Origin of the sequence: uncultured Shimia sp. (assembly GCF_913054185.1) — a bacterium.
Taxonomy (GTDB): domain Bacteria; phylum Pseudomonadota; class Alphaproteobacteria; order Rhodobacterales; family Rhodobacteraceae; genus Shimia.
The window spans coordinates 26383-42673 of the sequence record NZ_CAJXIV010000008.1 but is presented as its reverse complement, the minus strand read 5'-3'; the positions used below and the strand labels follow the sequence as shown (position 1 = coordinate 42673).

At 56.8% G+C, this 16291-nt stretch carries 16 protein-coding genes; 5 read left to right on the top strand and 11 right to left on the bottom strand.

Annotated features, from left to right (window positions below; translation table 11 throughout):
- Both QZ517_RS03200 and QZ517_RS03195 read left to right on the top strand, forming a co-directional pair.
- Complete coding sequence (locus QZ517_RS03200; protein ID WP_294221974.1) at window positions 1-2115, top strand: MlaD family protein; 2115 nt, start codon at window positions 1-3, stop codon at window positions 2113-2115.
- Entirely contained in the window at window positions 2112-2774 is a 663-nt protein-coding gene (locus QZ517_RS03195) for an ABC-type transport auxiliary lipoprotein family protein (protein ID WP_294221972.1), read from the top strand. The genes QZ517_RS03200 and QZ517_RS03195 overlap by 4 nt, the downstream gene beginning before the upstream one ends.
- A gap of 22 nt (window positions 2775-2796) precedes the next feature.
- Here the strand turns inward: QZ517_RS03195 and QZ517_RS03190 are convergent, their stop codons facing one another.
- From QZ517_RS03190 to QZ517_RS03175, 4 genes are all read right to left on the bottom strand, one after another.
- The gene (locus QZ517_RS03190; RefSeq protein WP_294221969.1) at window positions 2797-3690 is read right to left on the bottom strand and encodes a DUF2167 domain-containing protein; all 894 of its coding nucleotides are present in this window, start codon (window positions 3688-3690) and stop codon (window positions 2797-2799) included.
- A gap of 121 nt (window positions 3691-3811) precedes the next feature.
- Window positions 3812-4450, bottom strand: a complete 639-nt coding sequence (locus tag QZ517_RS03185) for a PEBP family protein (RefSeq protein WP_294221966.1) — start codon at window positions 4448-4450, stop codon at window positions 3812-3814.
- Between the two features lie 125 nt (window positions 4451-4575).
- The gene (gene leuB / locus QZ517_RS03180) at window positions 4576-5679 is read right to left on the bottom strand and encodes a 3-isopropylmalate dehydrogenase (protein WP_294221963.1); all 1104 of its coding nucleotides are present in this window, start codon (window positions 5677-5679) and stop codon (window positions 4576-4578) included.
- A gap of 58 nt (window positions 5680-5737) precedes the next feature.
- Window positions 5738-6634 (bottom strand): LysR family transcriptional regulator, encoded by an 897-nt coding sequence (locus tag QZ517_RS03175; RefSeq protein ID WP_294221959.1) that lies wholly within the window; start codon window positions 6632-6634, stop codon window positions 5738-5740.
- A gap of 97 nt (window positions 6635-6731) precedes the next feature.
- Here QZ517_RS03175 and QZ517_RS03170 point away from each other — a divergent pair, with 97 nt between their 5' ends.
- Complete coding sequence (locus QZ517_RS03170; protein ID WP_294221952.1) at window positions 6732-7628, top strand: sugar nucleotide-binding protein; 897 nt, start codon at window positions 6732-6734, stop codon at window positions 7626-7628.
- Here QZ517_RS03170 and QZ517_RS03165 read toward each other — a convergent pair.
- A complete protein-coding gene (locus tag QZ517_RS03165) occupies window positions 7598-8563 on the bottom strand; it encodes an endonuclease/exonuclease/phosphatase family protein (protein WP_294221949.1) in 966 nt (321 codons plus the stop codon). The two genes, QZ517_RS03170 and QZ517_RS03165, sit on opposite strands and share 31 nt — an antisense overlap.
- A gap of 47 nt (window positions 8564-8610) precedes the next feature.
- Window positions 8611-9456 (bottom strand): hypothetical protein, encoded by an 846-nt coding sequence (locus QZ517_RS03160; RefSeq protein WP_294221946.1) that lies wholly within the window; start codon window positions 9454-9456, stop codon window positions 8611-8613.
- A 430-nt stretch (window positions 9457-9886) separates the two neighbouring features.
- Between QZ517_RS03160 and QZ517_RS03155 the strand changes: the two genes are divergently transcribed.
- Complete coding sequence (locus QZ517_RS03155; protein WP_294221942.1) at window positions 9887-11101, top strand: hypothetical protein; 1215 nt, start codon at window positions 9887-9889, stop codon at window positions 11099-11101.
- A gap of 36 nt (window positions 11102-11137) precedes the next feature.
- Here QZ517_RS03155 and QZ517_RS03150 read toward each other — a convergent pair whose 3' ends face one another.
- The 4 genes from QZ517_RS03150 to leuC form a co-directional block, all read right to left on the bottom strand.
- Window positions 11138-11707 carry a GNAT family N-acetyltransferase gene (locus QZ517_RS03150; protein ID WP_294221940.1) on the bottom strand — a complete coding sequence of 190 codons (570 nt, stop codon included), beginning with the start codon at window positions 11705-11707 and terminating at the stop codon, window positions 11138-11140.
- Window positions 11704-12021: a hypothetical protein gene (locus QZ517_RS03145; RefSeq protein WP_294221937.1), complete on the bottom strand. Its 318-nt coding sequence runs from the start codon at window positions 12019-12021 to the stop codon at window positions 11704-11706. The genes QZ517_RS03150 and QZ517_RS03145 overlap by 4 nt, the downstream gene beginning before the upstream one ends.
- Before the next feature lie 76 nt (window positions 12022-12097).
- A complete protein-coding gene (gene leuD, locus QZ517_RS03140) occupies window positions 12098-12703 on the bottom strand; it encodes a 3-isopropylmalate dehydratase small subunit (RefSeq protein ID WP_294221934.1) in 606 nt (201 codons plus the stop codon).
- A complete protein-coding gene (leuC, locus tag QZ517_RS03135; protein ID WP_294221931.1) occupies window positions 12703-14109 on the bottom strand; it encodes a 3-isopropylmalate dehydratase large subunit in 1407 nt (468 codons plus the stop codon). Before leuC ends, leuD begins: the two co-directional genes overlap by 1 nt.
- Window positions 14110-14370: 261 nt before the next feature.
- Between leuC and QZ517_RS03130 the strand changes: the two genes are divergently transcribed.
- Window positions 14371-15813, top strand: a complete 1443-nt coding sequence (locus QZ517_RS03130) for a mechanosensitive ion channel domain-containing protein (protein ID WP_294221928.1) — start codon at window positions 14371-14373, stop codon at window positions 15811-15813.
- On the opposite strand, the gene QZ517_RS03125 is transcribed toward QZ517_RS03130, so the two are convergent.
- A complete protein-coding gene (locus tag QZ517_RS03125; protein ID WP_294221925.1) occupies window positions 15800-16174 on the bottom strand; it encodes a hypothetical protein in 375 nt (124 codons plus the stop codon). The two genes, QZ517_RS03130 and QZ517_RS03125, sit on opposite strands and share 14 nt — an antisense overlap.
- Window positions 16175-16291 lie beyond the last annotated feature (117 nt).

Genomic DNA, 16291 nt, shown 5'->3' with positions numbered 1-16291 from the left:
ATGGAGACACGGGCAAACTACCTCCTGATTGGGGTGTTCGCGCTGGTCGGCCTGATCGGCTCGTTCCTGTTTGTGCTGTGGCTCGCGAAGATCGATCTGGAGAAGCAATACGCTTATTACGATGTGCTGTTTGAAAACGTCGGCGGCCTCGGTATGGCGGGCAGCGTGCGCTACAATGGCTTGCCGGTGGGGCAGGTTGTGATGCTGGAGCTGGATGACGAGAACCCCTCGCTGGTGCGGGTGCGCATTGAGGTTGGGGCCGACACGCCGGTGAAGGTCGACACAATTGCCAAACTGCAGGGACAGGGCGTGACGGGCGTGAGCTTTGTGGCGCTGTCCGGTGGCACACTTGAGGCCGCCGCCTTGCCGCAATATAGTGAAATCACCACGGAAAAGAGCGCCCTGCAATCGGTGGTCGAAGGCGCGCCGCAGTTGATGGAAAAGGCGATTGGCCTTTTGGAAAATCTGCAAACCGTGGTGAGTGACGAAAACACCGCAGCAGTGAGTGAGCTGCTGGGCAATTTGGCCAGTGCATCAGGGCGGCTGGATCGCACTTTGGCGGAGTTTGAAGAGCTGTCGGAAGACGTGGGCAGCGCGGCGCGGGAAATTGCGGCGTTCACCACACGGCTTGAGACATTGTCGGACACGGCGGAGGAAACGCTGGTCGAGGCGACCGGCGCGCTGGGTTCGATCAAAGACGCAGCGGAGCTTACCAAAGGCACATTGGAAAATGCTGAAAGCGCCTTTGCCACGGCAGATGGCCTGATGAAAGACGACCTCAAAGACTTCATCCAGCGTGGCGCGGATGCGGCGGCCGCTTTGGAAAATGTAGTTGCGGTTTTGGAGCCGTCTGCGATTTCCGCGATGCAATCAGCACAGGCCTTGATTGACGAGCGCCTGCCCGCCTTGGTGCAACAGGTGCAGGACACGGCGGCGGTGATGGAAACCCAGATTGCGCAAGTTGGCACCGATGCGTCCAGCCTGATGACGCGCTATGAAGAGGTGGGCACCAGCGTGCAGGCCCGTGTCGAGCAGACGCAGACAGCCATATCGGCCTTTGAAACGGCCACCAATGCCGCCACGGATACGCTCAACTCCGTGCGCGTGGCATCTGACACGGCCACCACTGTGATGAACACAGACCTACAGCCACTCGCTGATGAGGCAACGGCTGCCCTAACTACTGTGCGCGATTTGGCGAATACCAAAGTGTCGCCGCTGATTGATCAAACCAATGAAACCCTGGCGGCAATTGAGACCGGTGTGCAGGAGATCACGGATCAAGGTGCGGTGATGCTGGAAACAGCAACTGCGCGGTTGGTTGAGGCGCGCACAACCTTGGCGAATTTCAACGAGGCGTTGGAACTTTCGGATGAAATGTTGCGCTCGCTCGATGACACGGCCGACGCGGTGAACACGCTGGTGCGGGGCGGCGCAACAGACATGGTCGAAGATGCGCGCGAGGCAGCGGCCAGCGCCCGCACAGCGCTTGATGCCATTCGGGTGACGGTGGATGAGCGCCTGCCTGATGTGGTGGAAAACATCTCCGAGGCAGCCCAAGCCGCCAACACCATGATTGCCAGCATCGACACGCTGGCTGTGGATGCGACGGGGCAACTGGCAACGCTCTCGCCCCAGGCCAGTGACGCTTTGACGACCGCGATTGACACATTTGAGCGTTCCAATCGGACCTTGGAAGCGATCTATCAGGCGATGGAAACAGCTGACGCTACTCTGAATACTGCGGGCGATACCTTTAGCGGCGTGAACCGCATATTGGACGAAGATGTGGATCAGATCATGACTGATATCAGCGGCGCGGTGGCTGCGGTTTCGGGCACCGTCACTGGCGTGTCTGATGACATCAGCAAGGCGTCTGATGAAGTTTTGGCGGCGTCCAAGTCAGCTTCAAATCTGTTGGGCACAGTGGATGGTATTGTGCAACGCAACGAGCGGCAAGTGTCTGAATTCCTGCGGCTAGGCTTGCCGCAAACTGTTAAATTTGTAGAAGAATCTCGCTATTTGGTGGGCAACCTTGACCGGCTGGTGGCGCGGATCAAACGTGACCCGGCACGGTTTCTTCTCGGCACGCAAGGATCGGAGTTTAGCCGATGACACGATGGGGATGGGCCAGCGTTTTGGCCGCAACATTGGCGCTTTCTGGATGCAGCGGGCTGGGCACATTAAACCGGGCGGCGGCGCCAACGGACCTTTATACGCTCACGCCCAAAAGCACATTTTCCTCAGGCCTGCCGCGGCTCGCCCATCAAATTGTGATCGAAGAGCCCACCGCCCACGCCGCGGTGGACACAGACCAGATTGCAGTGCAGCCGACGCCGTATCAGTTTGAATATCTGCCGGTGGCGCGTTGGGTCGACCGGGCGCCAGTGATTGTGCAAACGCTGTTGATCGAGAGTTTTGAGAACAGTGGCAAGGTGGCCGCCGTTGGGCGTTCCTCCGTGGCGTTGCGCCCGGACTTCCTGATTGTGTCAGACTTGCGAGAGTTTCAGGCACGCCTGCCAGCGGTGGAAACCGAAAATGGTGCACTGGAAATACATGTGCGCATTAACCTCAAAATTGTGGATGCTTATGATGATCACATCATTGGCTCGCAATCCTTTCAAAAGGTCATGATGTCGCCCAGTGACGAGATGAGCGACGTAGTGGTGGCCTTTGATGACGCTTTGGGCAAAACCATGCGGCGCGCGGTGGAATGGAGCGTAAAAACCATCTACAGCCACGGCCAACGCAATCCGCGCCCCGCCTTGCGCTAGGGAAGCCTTGCCGCTAGCTGCGTCAGGCGTCTTCTTTGCGTTTTGAGACCCAGCTGCGCAGCCAGGCAATTGGCAACAGGGCTAAAAACCAGAATTTTTTCAAGAAGATCAAGGCCACGGCAATTAGCCCGGTTTTGGCGGCCACTTTGCCGGCGATCAATCCACCAATGCCAATGGCGGCCACCTGATCGATAGAGGGGTCAAAATCAGCATAGCGCGCGCCTTCCTGAAATGCGGTCATCTTGGCCACAGAAGGCAGCGCTGCCTTGACCTCTTCTAACTGATACATGCCGGCCACAAAATTCAGCTGTAACACCCCTTTTCGGCCAAGCGCGCGCAGGTTGTAGTTGAGGGTATTCACCGGCGCGCCGTCAAAGGCCAGTTCTTGCGCCCAGTGTAGTTTGCGCACGGCGACGTCATATTTGGGCGCCTCGGCCCAGCCCTCCAGAGTGATTTTCTCGTAGCCGTTGGATACCCGCCAATCGTTTTCTGCCAAAGTGTCTCTCTGCATAGTGCGCAGGAGGTCGTCATAATCGATGGTGGCGGCGTCTTTGTCAGACACATAACCGATATCGTCCCAGCTCAAAATCGCGCCCCAAGCGTTTTCGTCAAGTGGCGTGTAGCTGACGGGGAAAATCATGCCCAGGCTGTCGCCGTTGGGGTTGCCCCAAAGATCCACCAAAACGGTATTTGTGTCGGCTGGGGACAAATAATAATAGTCGTCTGGCACATCCAGATAGGCCTGTCCGCCGGGCAGGTCTATCCGCCCCTGTTGGTAGTCCATGGAGGATAGAATTGCGAAAATCGGATCGGATTTGTCTTGAAACGCGACATCGGGAAAAACCGTTTCAAAGGGTTTCGCCAGGCCCGTTTGGGCCAGGCAACTCAGCACAATAGCCGAAAGTATACGTTTCATAGCAATGCCTTAATCCAGTTTGATTTTGGATATCAGGCTAAGGCAATAAATCAACCATAAATAGCATTTACGCAGGTCACACCCCAATAAGGTGGGTGCGGGCGACTTGAAAAGAGACGGATCAGTTAACCTTCAGCCGACAGATCAACGTGTTGTTGGTCTCCAAGTCTGGCCCCCAGATGAACTCCGCGCGGCGGTGCCATTTGATCCTGTCGTAGCCGTCTTTGGGCCGCACGTGCCGTTTTTTGTATTCCGTGGCGCGAGGCCAATCTGAATCGTCAAAATACTCTGCTGTCCAGCCGCGGGGCGGGGTGCTGGCTTCAAACCCACATGGCCCTTCGCCAACCCGTGGGTTGCGCTCCTTGGCGCAGGATTTGTTCAGCGGCGCCTCATGGATCACCTTGCAGCGCCAGTCTTTGTCCGACACCGCCACAAGCTTTCCAGCGGCATCTTTGATCTGCAGGATCACGCCACCGTCGCCCATTTGCTGACGGTTGGTGCCGATGTATTCCAGCCCGGTGTCGTTCTCTTTGAAGTCTTTGGCGATCAACGCCAACATGAAAGGGCGCTCTGCCGTGAAGGTGAAACTCTCCGCATTGAATGACTTCTCGGTGGCAATGGAAATCCGGTCCTGCCCGACCAGTGCGCCATGGGCATAAAGGGCAAACCAATTGTCGGCCCAGACGTCTGCCTTGAAGGTTTCTGCGGTTGCGGCAGCACTAAGAACCAGCGTGAGGGCGCCCCCGAGGACATGCTTCATGTCGACCTCCAAAACTTGCCTGTCTTAGTGGTAGCAGCTTGAAAGCCCTCTCGGAAAACAAATTGCCAAAAAGGTAAAGGCGCCCCTAAGGACGCCTTTGCAAATTTTATTAGAAGCGCTTGGGCTTACAGGCTGGCGTCCAGCGCAGCCAGCAGGGCATCGCCCATTTCAGATGTGGACACCGGGGTGCCGCCGTCTGCCTGCATCAGGTCTGCGGTGCGTACGCCATCGGCCAGAACCTTTTCCACAGCCGCTTCCAAACGATCCGCCTCGTCGCCTTCGTTGAAGGAGTAGCGCAGCGCCATCGCAAAGGAGAGCACGCAGGCACATGGGTTGGCTTTGCCCTGACCCGAGATGTCCGGTGCGGAGCCGTGTACAGGCTCATACATGGCTTTGGGGCGGCCGTTGTCCATTGGTGCGCCAAGGGAGGCCGATGGCAGCATGCCCAGCGAACCGGTTAGCATTGCGGCACAGTCGGACAGGATATCGCCAAACAGGTTGTCGGTGTAGATCACGTCAAACTGCTTCGGTGCGCGCACCAATTGCATTGCGCCGTTGTCCGCATACATGTGCGAAAGCTCGACCTCGGGGTAGTCTTTGGAGACCTCGGTCACCACATCACGCCACAGGATGCCGCTTTCCATCACGTTGGCTTTTTCCATGGAGCACAGACGTTTGTCGCGTTTCATCGCCAGTTCAAACGCCGCGCGGGCGCCACGTTCAATTTCGCTTTCGGTGTAGCGCTGGGTGTTCACACCGACACGCTCGTTGCCTTCTTCAAAGATGCCGCGTGGCTCGCCGAAGTAGACGCCAGAGGTCAGCTCGCGCACGATCATGATGTCGAGACCAGAGACGATGTCGGTCTTGAGCGAGGAGAAATCCGCCAGCGCGTCAAAGCACTGTGCCGGGCGCAGGTTGGCATACAGATCCATCTCTTTGCGCAGGCGCAACAGGCCGCGCTCTGGCTTCACGGAGAAGTCCAGATCGTCGTATTTTGGACCACCCACGGCACCGAGCAGAACCGCGTCCACTTCTTGGGCTTTCGCCATGGTGTCGTCGTGCAGCGGCACGCCGTGTTTGTCATAAGCTGCGCCGCCAACAAGGTCTTCGCTCACGTCAAATTTTAGGCCACGCTTGTCGCCAAACCAGCCAATAATACGCTGGACTTGGGTCATGACTTCGGGGCCGATGCCGTCGCCGGCGAGGATGAGAAGCGAAGGGGTGCTCATTGCGGTACGTCCTTGATCAAATAGGTTCGCTACGGGTTACCGAGTGGCGGGTGAAAGATCAAGAAACAAAGGGCTTTAATGCGCTCTCCAGCAGGCTCCAGACGCGGGAAATACGCGGGGTGTGGCGCAGGCTTTCATGGGCAGTCAGCCAGACCGGCAATTGGGGCAGTGGAAAGCCAAGGGGAACCTCTTCGATTCCGGGTGTTTGGCGGGCAATTTTGGACTGGCAAAAACCAATGCCACAGCCCGCACACACAAGCTCCCAATAGGCAGTCTGGTTGTCACAGCGCACGGCAAACCAATCCCGGCTGGCGGGAATGCCCATGGCGCGCATTTCACGGATGATGTCGTCATTGGCGTCATAGCCCACGATGTCATGATGCGGCAGATCCTCGGCTCCGGTCGGTCGACCTTTGCGTGCGATGTAGCTCTCGGCGGCAAACATGCCAAGCGTGATGTCGCCCAAATGTTTGGTGATCATGTCGAGCTGTTCGGGTCGGTACATGCGGACCGCAATGTCAGCTTCGCGGAACAGAAGGTTTTGGGAGTCATCAGATGGCACCAACTCGATCTGAATGAGTGGTTCCTGTTGGCGCAGATCAGCAAGGATTGCGGGCATCACGTGGTGCGCCATGAAAACAGACGTGGCGATGCGCACGGTGCCCGCCAGATCGGTTTCGTCCCCGGCTGCCACAAGTGACAGATCGGCCATCGCGGTGGCCATACGCTGGGCCGGGGCGAGCAACGCCTGTCCGGTTTCGGTCAACTCAAAGCCACGCGCATGGCGGTGGAAGACCTCGACCTTCAGCGTGTCTTCTAGCGTTTTGATGTGGCGCCCCAATGTTGGCTGGGAGGCGTTAAGCTGTCGCGCCGCGCCAGACAGCGAACCGGTTTCCGCCACAGCCAGGAAGGACTGAATCAATGACCAGTCGAGATTTGAGAGCGTTTTGTCCATTCATTTATGAATAGCACGGCTGCGAATTTCGCCAATACCTATCTGCCACCGTATGCCGCATGTTTGCTTCAGGACGCCAGACAGCAGGAGACAGATCATGGCAAAGACGGTTTTGATACTTGGCGCAAATGGTCGCTTTGGCCGCAACGCAGCGCAGGCGTTTGCCAAGGCCGGGTGGGATGTACGCAGCTTTGATCGCAGCAAAGACCGGCTGCGCGAAGCGGTGCATGGGGTGCAGGTGATCGTGAACGCCTGGAACCCGCAATATTTCGACTGGGCCACGCAGGTACCAAAACTGCACGACGAGGTGATTGCCGCCGCCAAGATGGTGGATGCCACGGTGATTGTGCCGGGCAACGTCTATGTTTACGGCAAAGACACGCCAAGCCCATGGGGTGTGACCACCCCGCATCAAGCGACGAACCCTCTTGGTCAAATTCGGCGCGAGATGGAGCGGGCTTATCGCTTTAGCGAGGTGCGCACCATCATTCTGCGGGCCGGGGATTTCATCGACACCGAAGCCTCGGGCAATTGGTTTGACATGATCATGACACCCAAGATTGGGCGAGGCGTGCTGACCTATCCGGGCAAGCGAGACGTGGACCATGCGTGGGCCTATTTGCCAGACCTCTGCCGTGCCGCCGTGATGTTGGCGGAGAAGCGCGATCAATTGAACCGTTTTGAGGACGTGCCGTTCCCGGGTTACACATTGACCGGCAACGCGTTGGCGCAGGCTTTGGAGCAGGTTCTAGGGCGCACGTTGAAAGTCAAATCCATGGCGTGGTGGGCGATTCAACTGGCCTCGCCGGTGTGGAAGCTGGCACCACACCTGCTGGAGATGCGCTACCTGTGGAACACACCGCATCATTTGGACGGTGCGCGGTTTGATGAGTTACTACCGGAGTTTGAACCAACCGAATTGCACAAAGCCTTGGCCACTGCGTTGCCAGAAACAGCGGTGCCTCAGAAAGCAATGTCGACCCAAACCATATGATGGCGGCTGGCCTTGATGTCTTTCACCGACAGCAGCTCGTGGCCCGGTGCGTCGGGTTTGGGCCAAAACACTCCAGCGGCGATTACCTTTAGATCGGCGCTGGGCAAAACATAATCGACTCGCAAATCCCCCGGCGTCGGCTCACGCCAATCCACAGTGGGGCCTGCTTTTGCCAGCGGGTCTTGCAGGCGCGGATCATTCAGAAGTGCCTGGATGGCCGTGTGCCGCCCTTCGCCTTTCGTGGGATCAAGGTTTGCCCCGCCCATCAGTATAAATGGCGGCTTTGGTGCGTTTCCAAGCTTGCCGTTAAGCAAGTGGCCCCAAAGCCGGAGTTCATCGGCGTTGCGCAACCCGTTTTGATCCTCCAGCCCGTCAAACACTGGCGGCCCCGCGGCAAACAGCAGAAGCGTCACCGGGCCATTGGGATGCAGAACCGACACAACCCAATGGCCATTGGACGACAACCGCTGGATCGCTTGGGCCTCCTCGGACGGGAACGGCACCCCATCAACCTCGGGAAGCGTCGCTTCTGGCAGATCCCGCCACAGCAGCGACGAGAAATCCGTCGCCTCGCCAAAGGGCCAGCGCGACAGCACCACCATGCCACCGGCCCCACGAAATTTGCCATAGCCCTGTGCATCCGCCGGTGTGTGCAACCGCCCGTCGCCGTTCATGTCCAGCCCAGTGGGAATGCCGGTGTTGGGTGTCAGCGCAAAGACATGCGGATACTCCAAGCCGCTTTGGGCAAACCGATCGCGCAGCGCTTTGGCGCCCAGCAGATCGGCGTCATAATCCACGCCTTGCAAAAACAGCACGTCTGGCGCGAGATGTGTCACCACCTGGGTGATCGCCACCACCTGCGGATCATCCCGCGTGATGTCGCGCAGCATGATGCCAGGCCCCTTGCGGGTCAGCTCCACATCATAAGTCGCCACGCGGATTGTCTCCGCGTGGGCAATACTCACAAAAGACAGAAAGCCAATCAGGCGGCAGAGGACACCGGATGTACGCCACGCGACGCGGCATAAGCGCGACGGCGGTTTTCGTCGATCATGTTGGCGACGCGTGTCATTGCGATGCCGCGCATGATCATGCTGGCGGGAATGAATGCCCATGCGCTGATGGTCCAAATCATTGTCATCGGATCGCTTAAGTAGATCGGATCAATCAGGTCCGACATCATCTGAATGATCGCCGGGATTAAGAATGGCATAAGAAATCCTAACGCAATGTTAAGACGCCCATCCCGTTGCAGGCGCGGCAACACATCGCCTCCTGCGGTTGGGTCAAACAGCGGTAGGTTGATCCAGACGTTAAACGCCCCATTGCGCGCCGGCCATTCCAGCACACGCACAAAGAAGTAGAACACCGCCAGCGTCATCAGTGAGATCAGATAGCTGAGGCCAGATGCGGTGCGCACCTCGGTGATCAACTCCGCTGTGGCGTTTTCTGGCAGCATGATCACCATCAGACGCACCGGCGAGTAGGGGAAATCAATTGCGTCGCCCACAATGATGCCAAGCGCGTGCAGGAAGGCGGTGAAGGCGTTGGGTGCCACTTCGCCACGGGCAATCACCGAGAGCGCAAAGACGGTGAAAAAGATGGCCAAAAACCGCAGCCGGTTGAACGGTGGGGCGTGACGGAATTCGATGAACGACGGCGCGGTGGTCACATATTCGATGAACACCAACAGGGAAGAGAAGATCGCAAACAGCAGCACAATATGCACCACATCCTCGCTCACCGACGGCAAGATGATGGCTGGCAAGGCAAACAGCAATGCCACCAGTCCCGCGCGCGTTGCCGCGCCAATGATTCTGCCTATCACAGCTCGTGTCCCTTCAAACCGGATGTCGCGTTTTGTGGCTCTTTGGCCGTGCGATCTTGTTCCAACTTGATCCCGTCTTTGCGACGAGGTGCCTCATTTATGCCTTATTGTGGCATTGGATGCTGGCTGGCCTCAAGGTTTTGTTTGGAAATTGGTCGTGATTGCCCAGCGAGGTCCGGGACTGGTGCGCGATTGCATCAATTTCCACCTGCAAAAAAGCCCATTTTTTCAGGGTGATACCAAATCTAGTGGTGGTCTTCTTTGTCGCTACAAGGCGACAGCGGAGGGAACGGCGCTGCGCACCCGGTGGCGCCACATTTCCGCCTTATTTGATTTCATAACATTCCGAAAATTGAATGCGTATTGATTTATGTCAATGTACTCTCCAATTTCCTACATATGCTGAAATTCGAATATGAAAGGAAATGCCATGTCATCCCCCTCTGCGGCGCAGATGCGCCCACCATACTCTCCCCTCTACTTTCTCGCCACGCTTGGCGCCGGTGGCCTGATGGTCACCTTCTTTATGTTTCTGATGTTCTGGGTGCCACATCCCGGCCGCCCAGTGCCAATTTTCGAAGATATCATGTCCGCCTTTGCCAGTGGCAACCTGCCGCTCCAAGTCTCCATTGTCGCGGCCATGGGTGGCATCGCCGGGCTGACCTTTTTGCTGATCAAATCGCTGATCTGGAACCTGCGTGGCCTGTCTGCCTTCAAAACTACTGACGCCTATGCGGCGTTGCGCAGCTCCAACGCAGAAACCCAATTGATGGCGATTCCGCTTGCGCTGGCGATGGTGGTGAATGGCGGTTTCATTGTGGGTTTGGTTTTTGTGCCGGGCCTCTGGAATGTCGTCGAATACCTCTTCCCGCTTGCGATGATCGCCTTTGTGTTGATTGGCGGATACGGGTTGTTGATCATGCGCGATTTCTTTGGTCGTGTGATGACCAAGGGTGGCTTTGACTGTGCCAAAAACAACAGCTTTGCGCAGGTGCTTCCGGCGTTTGCCTTTGCCATGGTGGGCGTTGGTCTCGCAGCCCCGTCAGCGATGAGTGGTTCCGCCATGATTGCCGGTCTTTCGTTTATCCTCTCGAGTTTCTTCATTGTGGTGGCGATCTTGTTGGCGGTTGCCAATGTAATCCTTGGCCTGCGGTCAATGATGGAAAACGGTGCCAATGAGGAAACCGCCCCAACGCTTTTGATCATTGTGCCGCTGATCACTGTGATCACCATCGCCTGGATGCGCCAGAACCACGGGCTGCATGTGCATTTTGATGTGCACGGTGGTGCCGGTGACGCGCTGGCGATGCTGACGCCTCTGCTCATGATCCAGTTGGCTGTTCTGGCCCTTGGCCTGACCGTGCTGCGAGGCTTTGGCTATGTGTCCAAATTTGTGACCGGGCCTGCGAAATCCGCAGGATCTTACGCGCTGGTCTGTCCCGGTGTTGCACTCTCTGTGATGCTGCACTTCTGGCTCAATAAAGGGCTGGTGGCCAACGGCTTGGTGGACAAATTTTCACTGGCCTACCTGGCGATTTCGGCCGTGGCGATTGCCTTGCAAGTGTCGATGATCTGGCTGGTGCTGAAGCTCAACGCCAAACACATGGGCGGCTCAGTTCGTCAGGTGGCGGTGCCTGCGGAGTGAGGGTCAACTGAGGCAGCGCGACCGTGTTGCGCTGCCTTACCTGTCCCGGTCCAAACGCCAGAACTCACAGTCTTCAAATCGCTGGCGGGCAGGGGCCCAAACAGCCTCAACGCTTTCTCGTGACATCCCAAGTTTCTTGAGCAGGGCCAAGGAGGCCGTATTTTCGACCTGAGCACCAGCTCTGACAGAGGTTATGTCGAGCTCATCAAAACAAAATCCAATCGCGGCTTGTGACAGCTCCATCGCAAAGCCTTTGCGCTGGGAGGTCTCACCAATCCAATAACCCAGCTCTGCGCAGTCGTCAGAGATGTCGAGTTTGCACCAACCGATAATCTCACTGGAGGCCTTTGAAACAACCACGGCGGCAAAAACTTTGCCTTGCTGCATGGCTTCGATATTGTTGCGGAGTATATCTTGAGCGTCTTGCACCGATAGTGGTGAAGGCCAAACGGCAACCCATTGGCTGATTGTTGGAGTCATCAGCGCGGTGAGCGCATGGGTGTCTTCAAGCTTGCAGGCGCGGACCAGCAAGCGCTCGGTTTTAACGAAGGTATCTTTTAACCTATCGAACGGCTCGAATGGGTCACATGATCCTTCTCTAATCATGTACGCCTCTGGGTAAAGCCATATAGCCGACTCCTGTGGTGACAAAACCGTACATTCAAAACGTTCAGCTCCTCTTCGGTGCCCGTATCTCCATTCAATTTGTCGAACACAATGTCATTGAATGACCCCATGCCGCCGTACATTGTCTGGATGCCATGACACAGCTGGGTTTCGTTTGTGACCTTCATCAGGCTGCGCAGCTGGTTGGCCCAAAACTCCCGTCCTTCGGAACTCTCTAACAGCCCGATCAACACCTTTAATTCGCCGTGGATACGTTCAACCCGGTTTTTTCGCCTGAACAATTCTTTAAACATGCACATCAACTCAAAAAGAAAACCCCACACAACCTGAGCGGTTGTGCGGGGTTATGTCAATCAAACGATTGTGCGCTTACACCCAAGGACGCGACGCGCCCGCTTTGGCTTCATAGGCGTCGATGGAGGCTTCTTTCTCCATGGTCAGACCAATGTCGTCCAGACCGTTCAGCAGGCAGTGCTTTTTGAACGCATCGACGTCAAATTTGACCACATCGCCATCCGACGAGGTGATTTCCTGCGCTTCCAGATCCACGGTCATACGCGCGTTGGCGCCTTTTTCCGCGTCTTTCATCAACAGGTCGACCTGCTCCTGCGGCAAAACAATGGGCAGGATGCCGTTTTTGAAGCAGTTGTTGAAAAAGATGTCAGCAAAGGATGTGGAGATCACACATTTGATGCCAAAGTCTGCAATCGCCCAAGGCGCGTGCTCACGCGACGAGCCACAACCAAAGTTGTCACCCGCCACAAGGATCTGCGCCTCACGGTACTGCGGTTTGTTCAGCACAAAATCAGCGATCTCAGTGCCGTCACGGTTAAATCGCATCTCGTCAAACAGGTTGGCGCCAAAGCCGGTGCGGGCAATGGATTTCAAGAACACCTTTGGGATGATCATGTCGGTGTCGATATTCACCAGAGGCATGGGGGCTGCGATACCCTGCAGTTTTTCAAACTTTTCCATTACATCATCTCCCGAATGTCGGTGAGTTTGCCGGTGAGGGCGGCTGCGGCAGCCATGGCAGGGGACACAAGGTGTGTGCGGCCCTTATAGCCTTGACGACCTTCGAAGTTGCGGTTCGACGTTGCGGCGCAACGCTCGCCTTCAGACAACTGATCAGGGTTCATCGCCAGACACATCGAGCACCCAGCCAGACGCCATTCAAAGCCCGCCTCACGGAAGATATCCGCCAGACCTTCTTCTTCGGCTTGCGCGCGCACAAGGCCGGAGCCCGGTACAATCATTGCCCGCATGCCGTCTTTGATCTTCTTGCCTTTGACCACCTCGGCCACGGCGCGGAAGTCTTCGATCCGGCCGTTGGTGCAGGAGCCAATGAACACGGTGTCGATTTCGATGTCGGTCAGTTTCTGACCTGGCGTCAGACCCATGTATTCGATCGAGCGACGGGCCGCGTCGACTTTGCCGCCCTGGAAGTCTTCAGGGTGTGGCACAACGCCAGTGATCGGCAGCACGTCCTCAGGGCTGGTGCCCCACGTCACAACCGGCTGAATGTCTTCGCCTTTTAACGTGACCACTTTGTCGAAATGCGCACCTTCGTCGGTGAAGAGCGTTTTCCAATACTCAAGTGCCTGCTCAAATGCACCGGCCTTTGGTGCATGTGGGCGGCCTTTGACGTAGTTAAACGTGGTCTCATCCGGCGCAATCAAACCCGCACGGGCTCCGCCTTCGATCGCCATGTTACACACGGTCATGCGGCCTTCCATCGACAGATCACGGATCGCTTCACCGCAATATTCGATGACATACCCAGTACCGCCACCGGTGCCGGTTTCACCAATTACCGCCAGTGTGATGTCTTTGGCAGTCACACCCGGCATAAGCTTGCCTGTGATCTCCACCTTCATGTTTTTGGACTTCTTCTGGATCAGCGTCTGCGTGGCAAGCACGTGCTCCACCTCGGAGGTGCCAATACCATGCGCCAATGCGCCAAACGCACCGTGGGTGGCGGTGTGGCTGTCACCACAGACCACGGTCATGCCGGGCAGGGTCCAGCCCTGCTCTGGGCCCACAATGTGCACAATGCCCTGACGCACGTCAGACACCGGATAGTAGTGCACGCCAAACTCGCGGGCGTTGGTGTCCAGCGCAGCCACCTGAATGCGGCTTTCTTCGGTCATCTGGGACGGATCGTCCCGGCCTTCGGTGGTGGGCACGTTGTGGTCCGGCACGGCGATGGTTCTCTCCGGCGCGCGCACTTTGCGGCCCGCCATGCGCAGACCTTCAAAAGCCTGCGGGCTGGTCACTTCGTGTACAAGGTGACGGTCAATATACAAAAGGCAGGTGCCATCGTCGGCTTCATGCGCAACATGGGCATCCCAGATCTTATCATAGAGCGTTTTGGGGGACATAGGTCCTCTCCATTCTGTTTGGATAGCTGAAGTTATGGCTGACTAACGGGCACAGCTCAGCTGCGCCAAAAGCTCATAGCGCGGCGATGACGGATTTGCTCTGACCAAAGAAGCGCCAAGGCAAAAAGGCGTGGTCAGCAATGTCATAGATGCGTTTCATGTCTCCCCCCCTACAGGGTCGCGCAGATTCCTTCAAGCAGAAGCGCACAATCCGTGACAGCTGCGTTGCCGCAGGGGGATCGGACGTGCAAGGGTACATCCATGAGTGAGGAGAACACCGCAGAGACGCAAGGCGTTGGCGATACGCAGGAATCCGAGTTGGACCGCATCGCCGGTGCCGAACGGGAAGTCACGTCGACACCGGAGTCGGAAACCACCACGGAAACCACAGAAATTGCTTTGGGCATTTGGGAGCAGGTGGTGGCGTTTGGTGAAAGCCTGCTGCGCCCGTGGGCATTTTACCAAGTTTTGATTGCGCTGGGATTGCTTGCCGTGTCCCTTGCGCTGACCAAACTGATCAAACCCCGGTTTTACGCCTGGCTCAAATCCCGCGAGGGCTGGTCCAAGCTGCGCTACCGCTACGCAATGATGGTGCATCGGCGCATGCCGTTGTTCCTGTTTAACTTTTTGATTTGGTTTACCGTTTGGATGATGCAGGCGGTTACATGGCCCAGCCGGTCATATCTGCTGGTGGGGTTGGCAAATCTCGCCTTGGCCTGGCTGGTGGTTGTGGCGGTGTTGCGGGTGGTACAAAACACAACGCTGCGGACTTTTTTGCGCTACGGCGCGTGGATTTGGGTCACGCTGGTGTTGACCGGATTGCGTGACGACGCGGTGCAGCTGATGGACAGCATGGCCTTGGTGTTTGGCGAATCCCGCCTGTCCCTCTGGATGATCGCGCAGGCGGTTGTGCTGTTAGGTTTGACCTTTGCCATCACCCGCTTGCTGTCACGCCAAGCGGACGCGCGGCTCAAGCGCAGCGAAGACATCTCACCCTCCATGCGGGTGCTGTTTGGCAAGCTGCTGCAGGTGTTCCTTTACACCGCTGCCTTCTTTGTTGGGCTGCGCATCATTGGCTTTGACCTCAAGGGCCTTGCCTTCCTGACCGGGTTTATTGGTGTGGGTCTTGGCTTTGGCCTGCAGAAAGTGGTGTCCAATTTGGTGTCCGGCCTGATCATTGTGATGGACAAGTCGATCAAGCCTGGTGACGTGATCTCGCTTGGGGAAACCTTTGGCTGGATAAATTCCTTGGGCGCGCGCTACATCTCTGTGGTCACACGGGACGGCAAAGAGTTCCTGATCCCCAACGAAGATCTGATCACCAATCAGGTGGTGAACTGGTCGCATTCCGACAGCTACGTGCGGCTCGATATCTTCTTTGGCACGGCTTACGGCGACGACCCGCATGTGGTGCGCAAGGTGGCGATTGAGGCGGCAAAATCGGTAACTCGCGTGCTGCACTATCCCAACACGCCTGTCTGCCATATCGTTGGATTTGGCGATAGCAGCGTGGATTATATTCTGCGCTTCTGGATCGAGGACCCCACCGGCGGACTGACCAACATTCGCGGCAATGTGTACCTGGCGCTGTGGGATGCGTTCCATGAACACGGCATTTCCTTGCCGTTCCCGCAGCGCGAAGTGCGTGTGTTGGAAGAGGGGGACCCTATTCCAACAGCGTCAACGACGCCTAGTCCAGATTGAACCAAACCACGTTGATCAAAGAGTCATAGGTTTCCTGTGTACTGAACACACCCAGGTTGCTCAGAAACAGGCAGGTGGCTGGTGTGTTCTTTACCAGATGCACGCAGCTTCCCTCATTTCGTTTGGGGGCGATTATTAGATCGCTGCTCTTGCACCCCATTTTTTCGATAAATCGAACGGCAGCCATAGCGCTCACCTGAAAGGCGTTTTCGGTCCACTCTCCCAAATCATCCAGCTCAATGACCATGTGAGCGGTGGAATTGGCGTGATTGCTTGAGATTTTTGCGACACAGCTGTCGTCGGCATACGCGGGCAGCGCGGAAAGGGTCAAAATAAACGGAACGGCTTTCAGGCAACGCATCAAAGCACCTCAACAAATTGGCATAGAGTTAACCTTGGGCAGACTAGAATGAATGGGCGAAATCACAAGGTTTGATTGCTTTATCGGCGAATCCCCCTTGCCTTTCGTTGAGAAAAG

Excerpts from the sequence above, each read along its gene's own strand:
- QZ517_RS03200 (WP_294221974.1), top strand. The coding sequence starts at position 1 with ATGGAGACACGGGCAAACTACCTCCTGATTGGGGTGTTCGCGCTGGTC.
- QZ517_RS03195 (WP_294221972.1), top strand. The coding sequence starts at position 2,112 with ATGACACGATGGGGATGGGCCAGCGTTTTGGCCGCAACATTGGCGCTT.
- QZ517_RS03190 (WP_294221969.1), bottom strand. The coding sequence starts at position 3,690 with ATGAAACGTATACTTTCGGCTATTGTGCTGAGTTGCCTGGCCCAAACG.
- QZ517_RS03185 (WP_294221966.1), bottom strand. The coding sequence starts at position 4,450 with ATGAAGCATGTCCTCGGGGGCGCCCTCACGCTGGTTCTTAGTGCTGCC.
- leuB (WP_294221963.1), bottom strand. The coding sequence starts at position 5,679 with ATGAGCACCCCTTCGCTTCTCATCCTCGCCGGCGACGGCATCGGCCCC.
- QZ517_RS03175 (WP_294221959.1), bottom strand. The coding sequence starts at position 6,634 with ATGGACAAAACGCTCTCAAATCTCGACTGGTCATTGATTCAGTCCTTC.
- QZ517_RS03170 (WP_294221952.1), top strand. The coding sequence starts at position 6,732 with ATGGCAAAGACGGTTTTGATACTTGGCGCAAATGGTCGCTTTGGCCGC.
- QZ517_RS03155 (WP_294221942.1), top strand. The coding sequence starts at position 9,887 with ATGTCATCCCCCTCTGCGGCGCAGATGCGCCCACCATACTCTCCCCTC.
- QZ517_RS03150 (WP_294221940.1), bottom strand. The coding sequence starts at position 11,707 with ATGATTAGAGAAGGATCATGTGACCCATTCGAGCCGTTCGATAGGTTA.
- QZ517_RS03145 (WP_294221937.1), bottom strand. The coding sequence starts at position 12,021 with ATGTTTAAAGAATTGTTCAGGCGAAAAAACCGGGTTGAACGTATCCAC.
- leuD (WP_294221934.1), bottom strand. The coding sequence starts at position 12,703 with ATGGAAAAGTTTGAAAAACTGCAGGGTATCGCAGCCCCCATGCCTCTG.
- leuC (WP_294221931.1), bottom strand. The coding sequence starts at position 14,109 with ATGTCCCCCAAAACGCTCTATGATAAGATCTGGGATGCCCATGTTGCG.
- QZ517_RS03130 (WP_294221928.1), top strand. The coding sequence starts at position 14,371 with ATGAGTGAGGAGAACACCGCAGAGACGCAAGGCGTTGGCGATACGCAG.
- QZ517_RS03125 (WP_294221925.1), bottom strand. The coding sequence starts at position 16,174 with ATGCGTTGCCTGAAAGCCGTTCCGTTTATTTTGACCCTTTCCGCGCTG.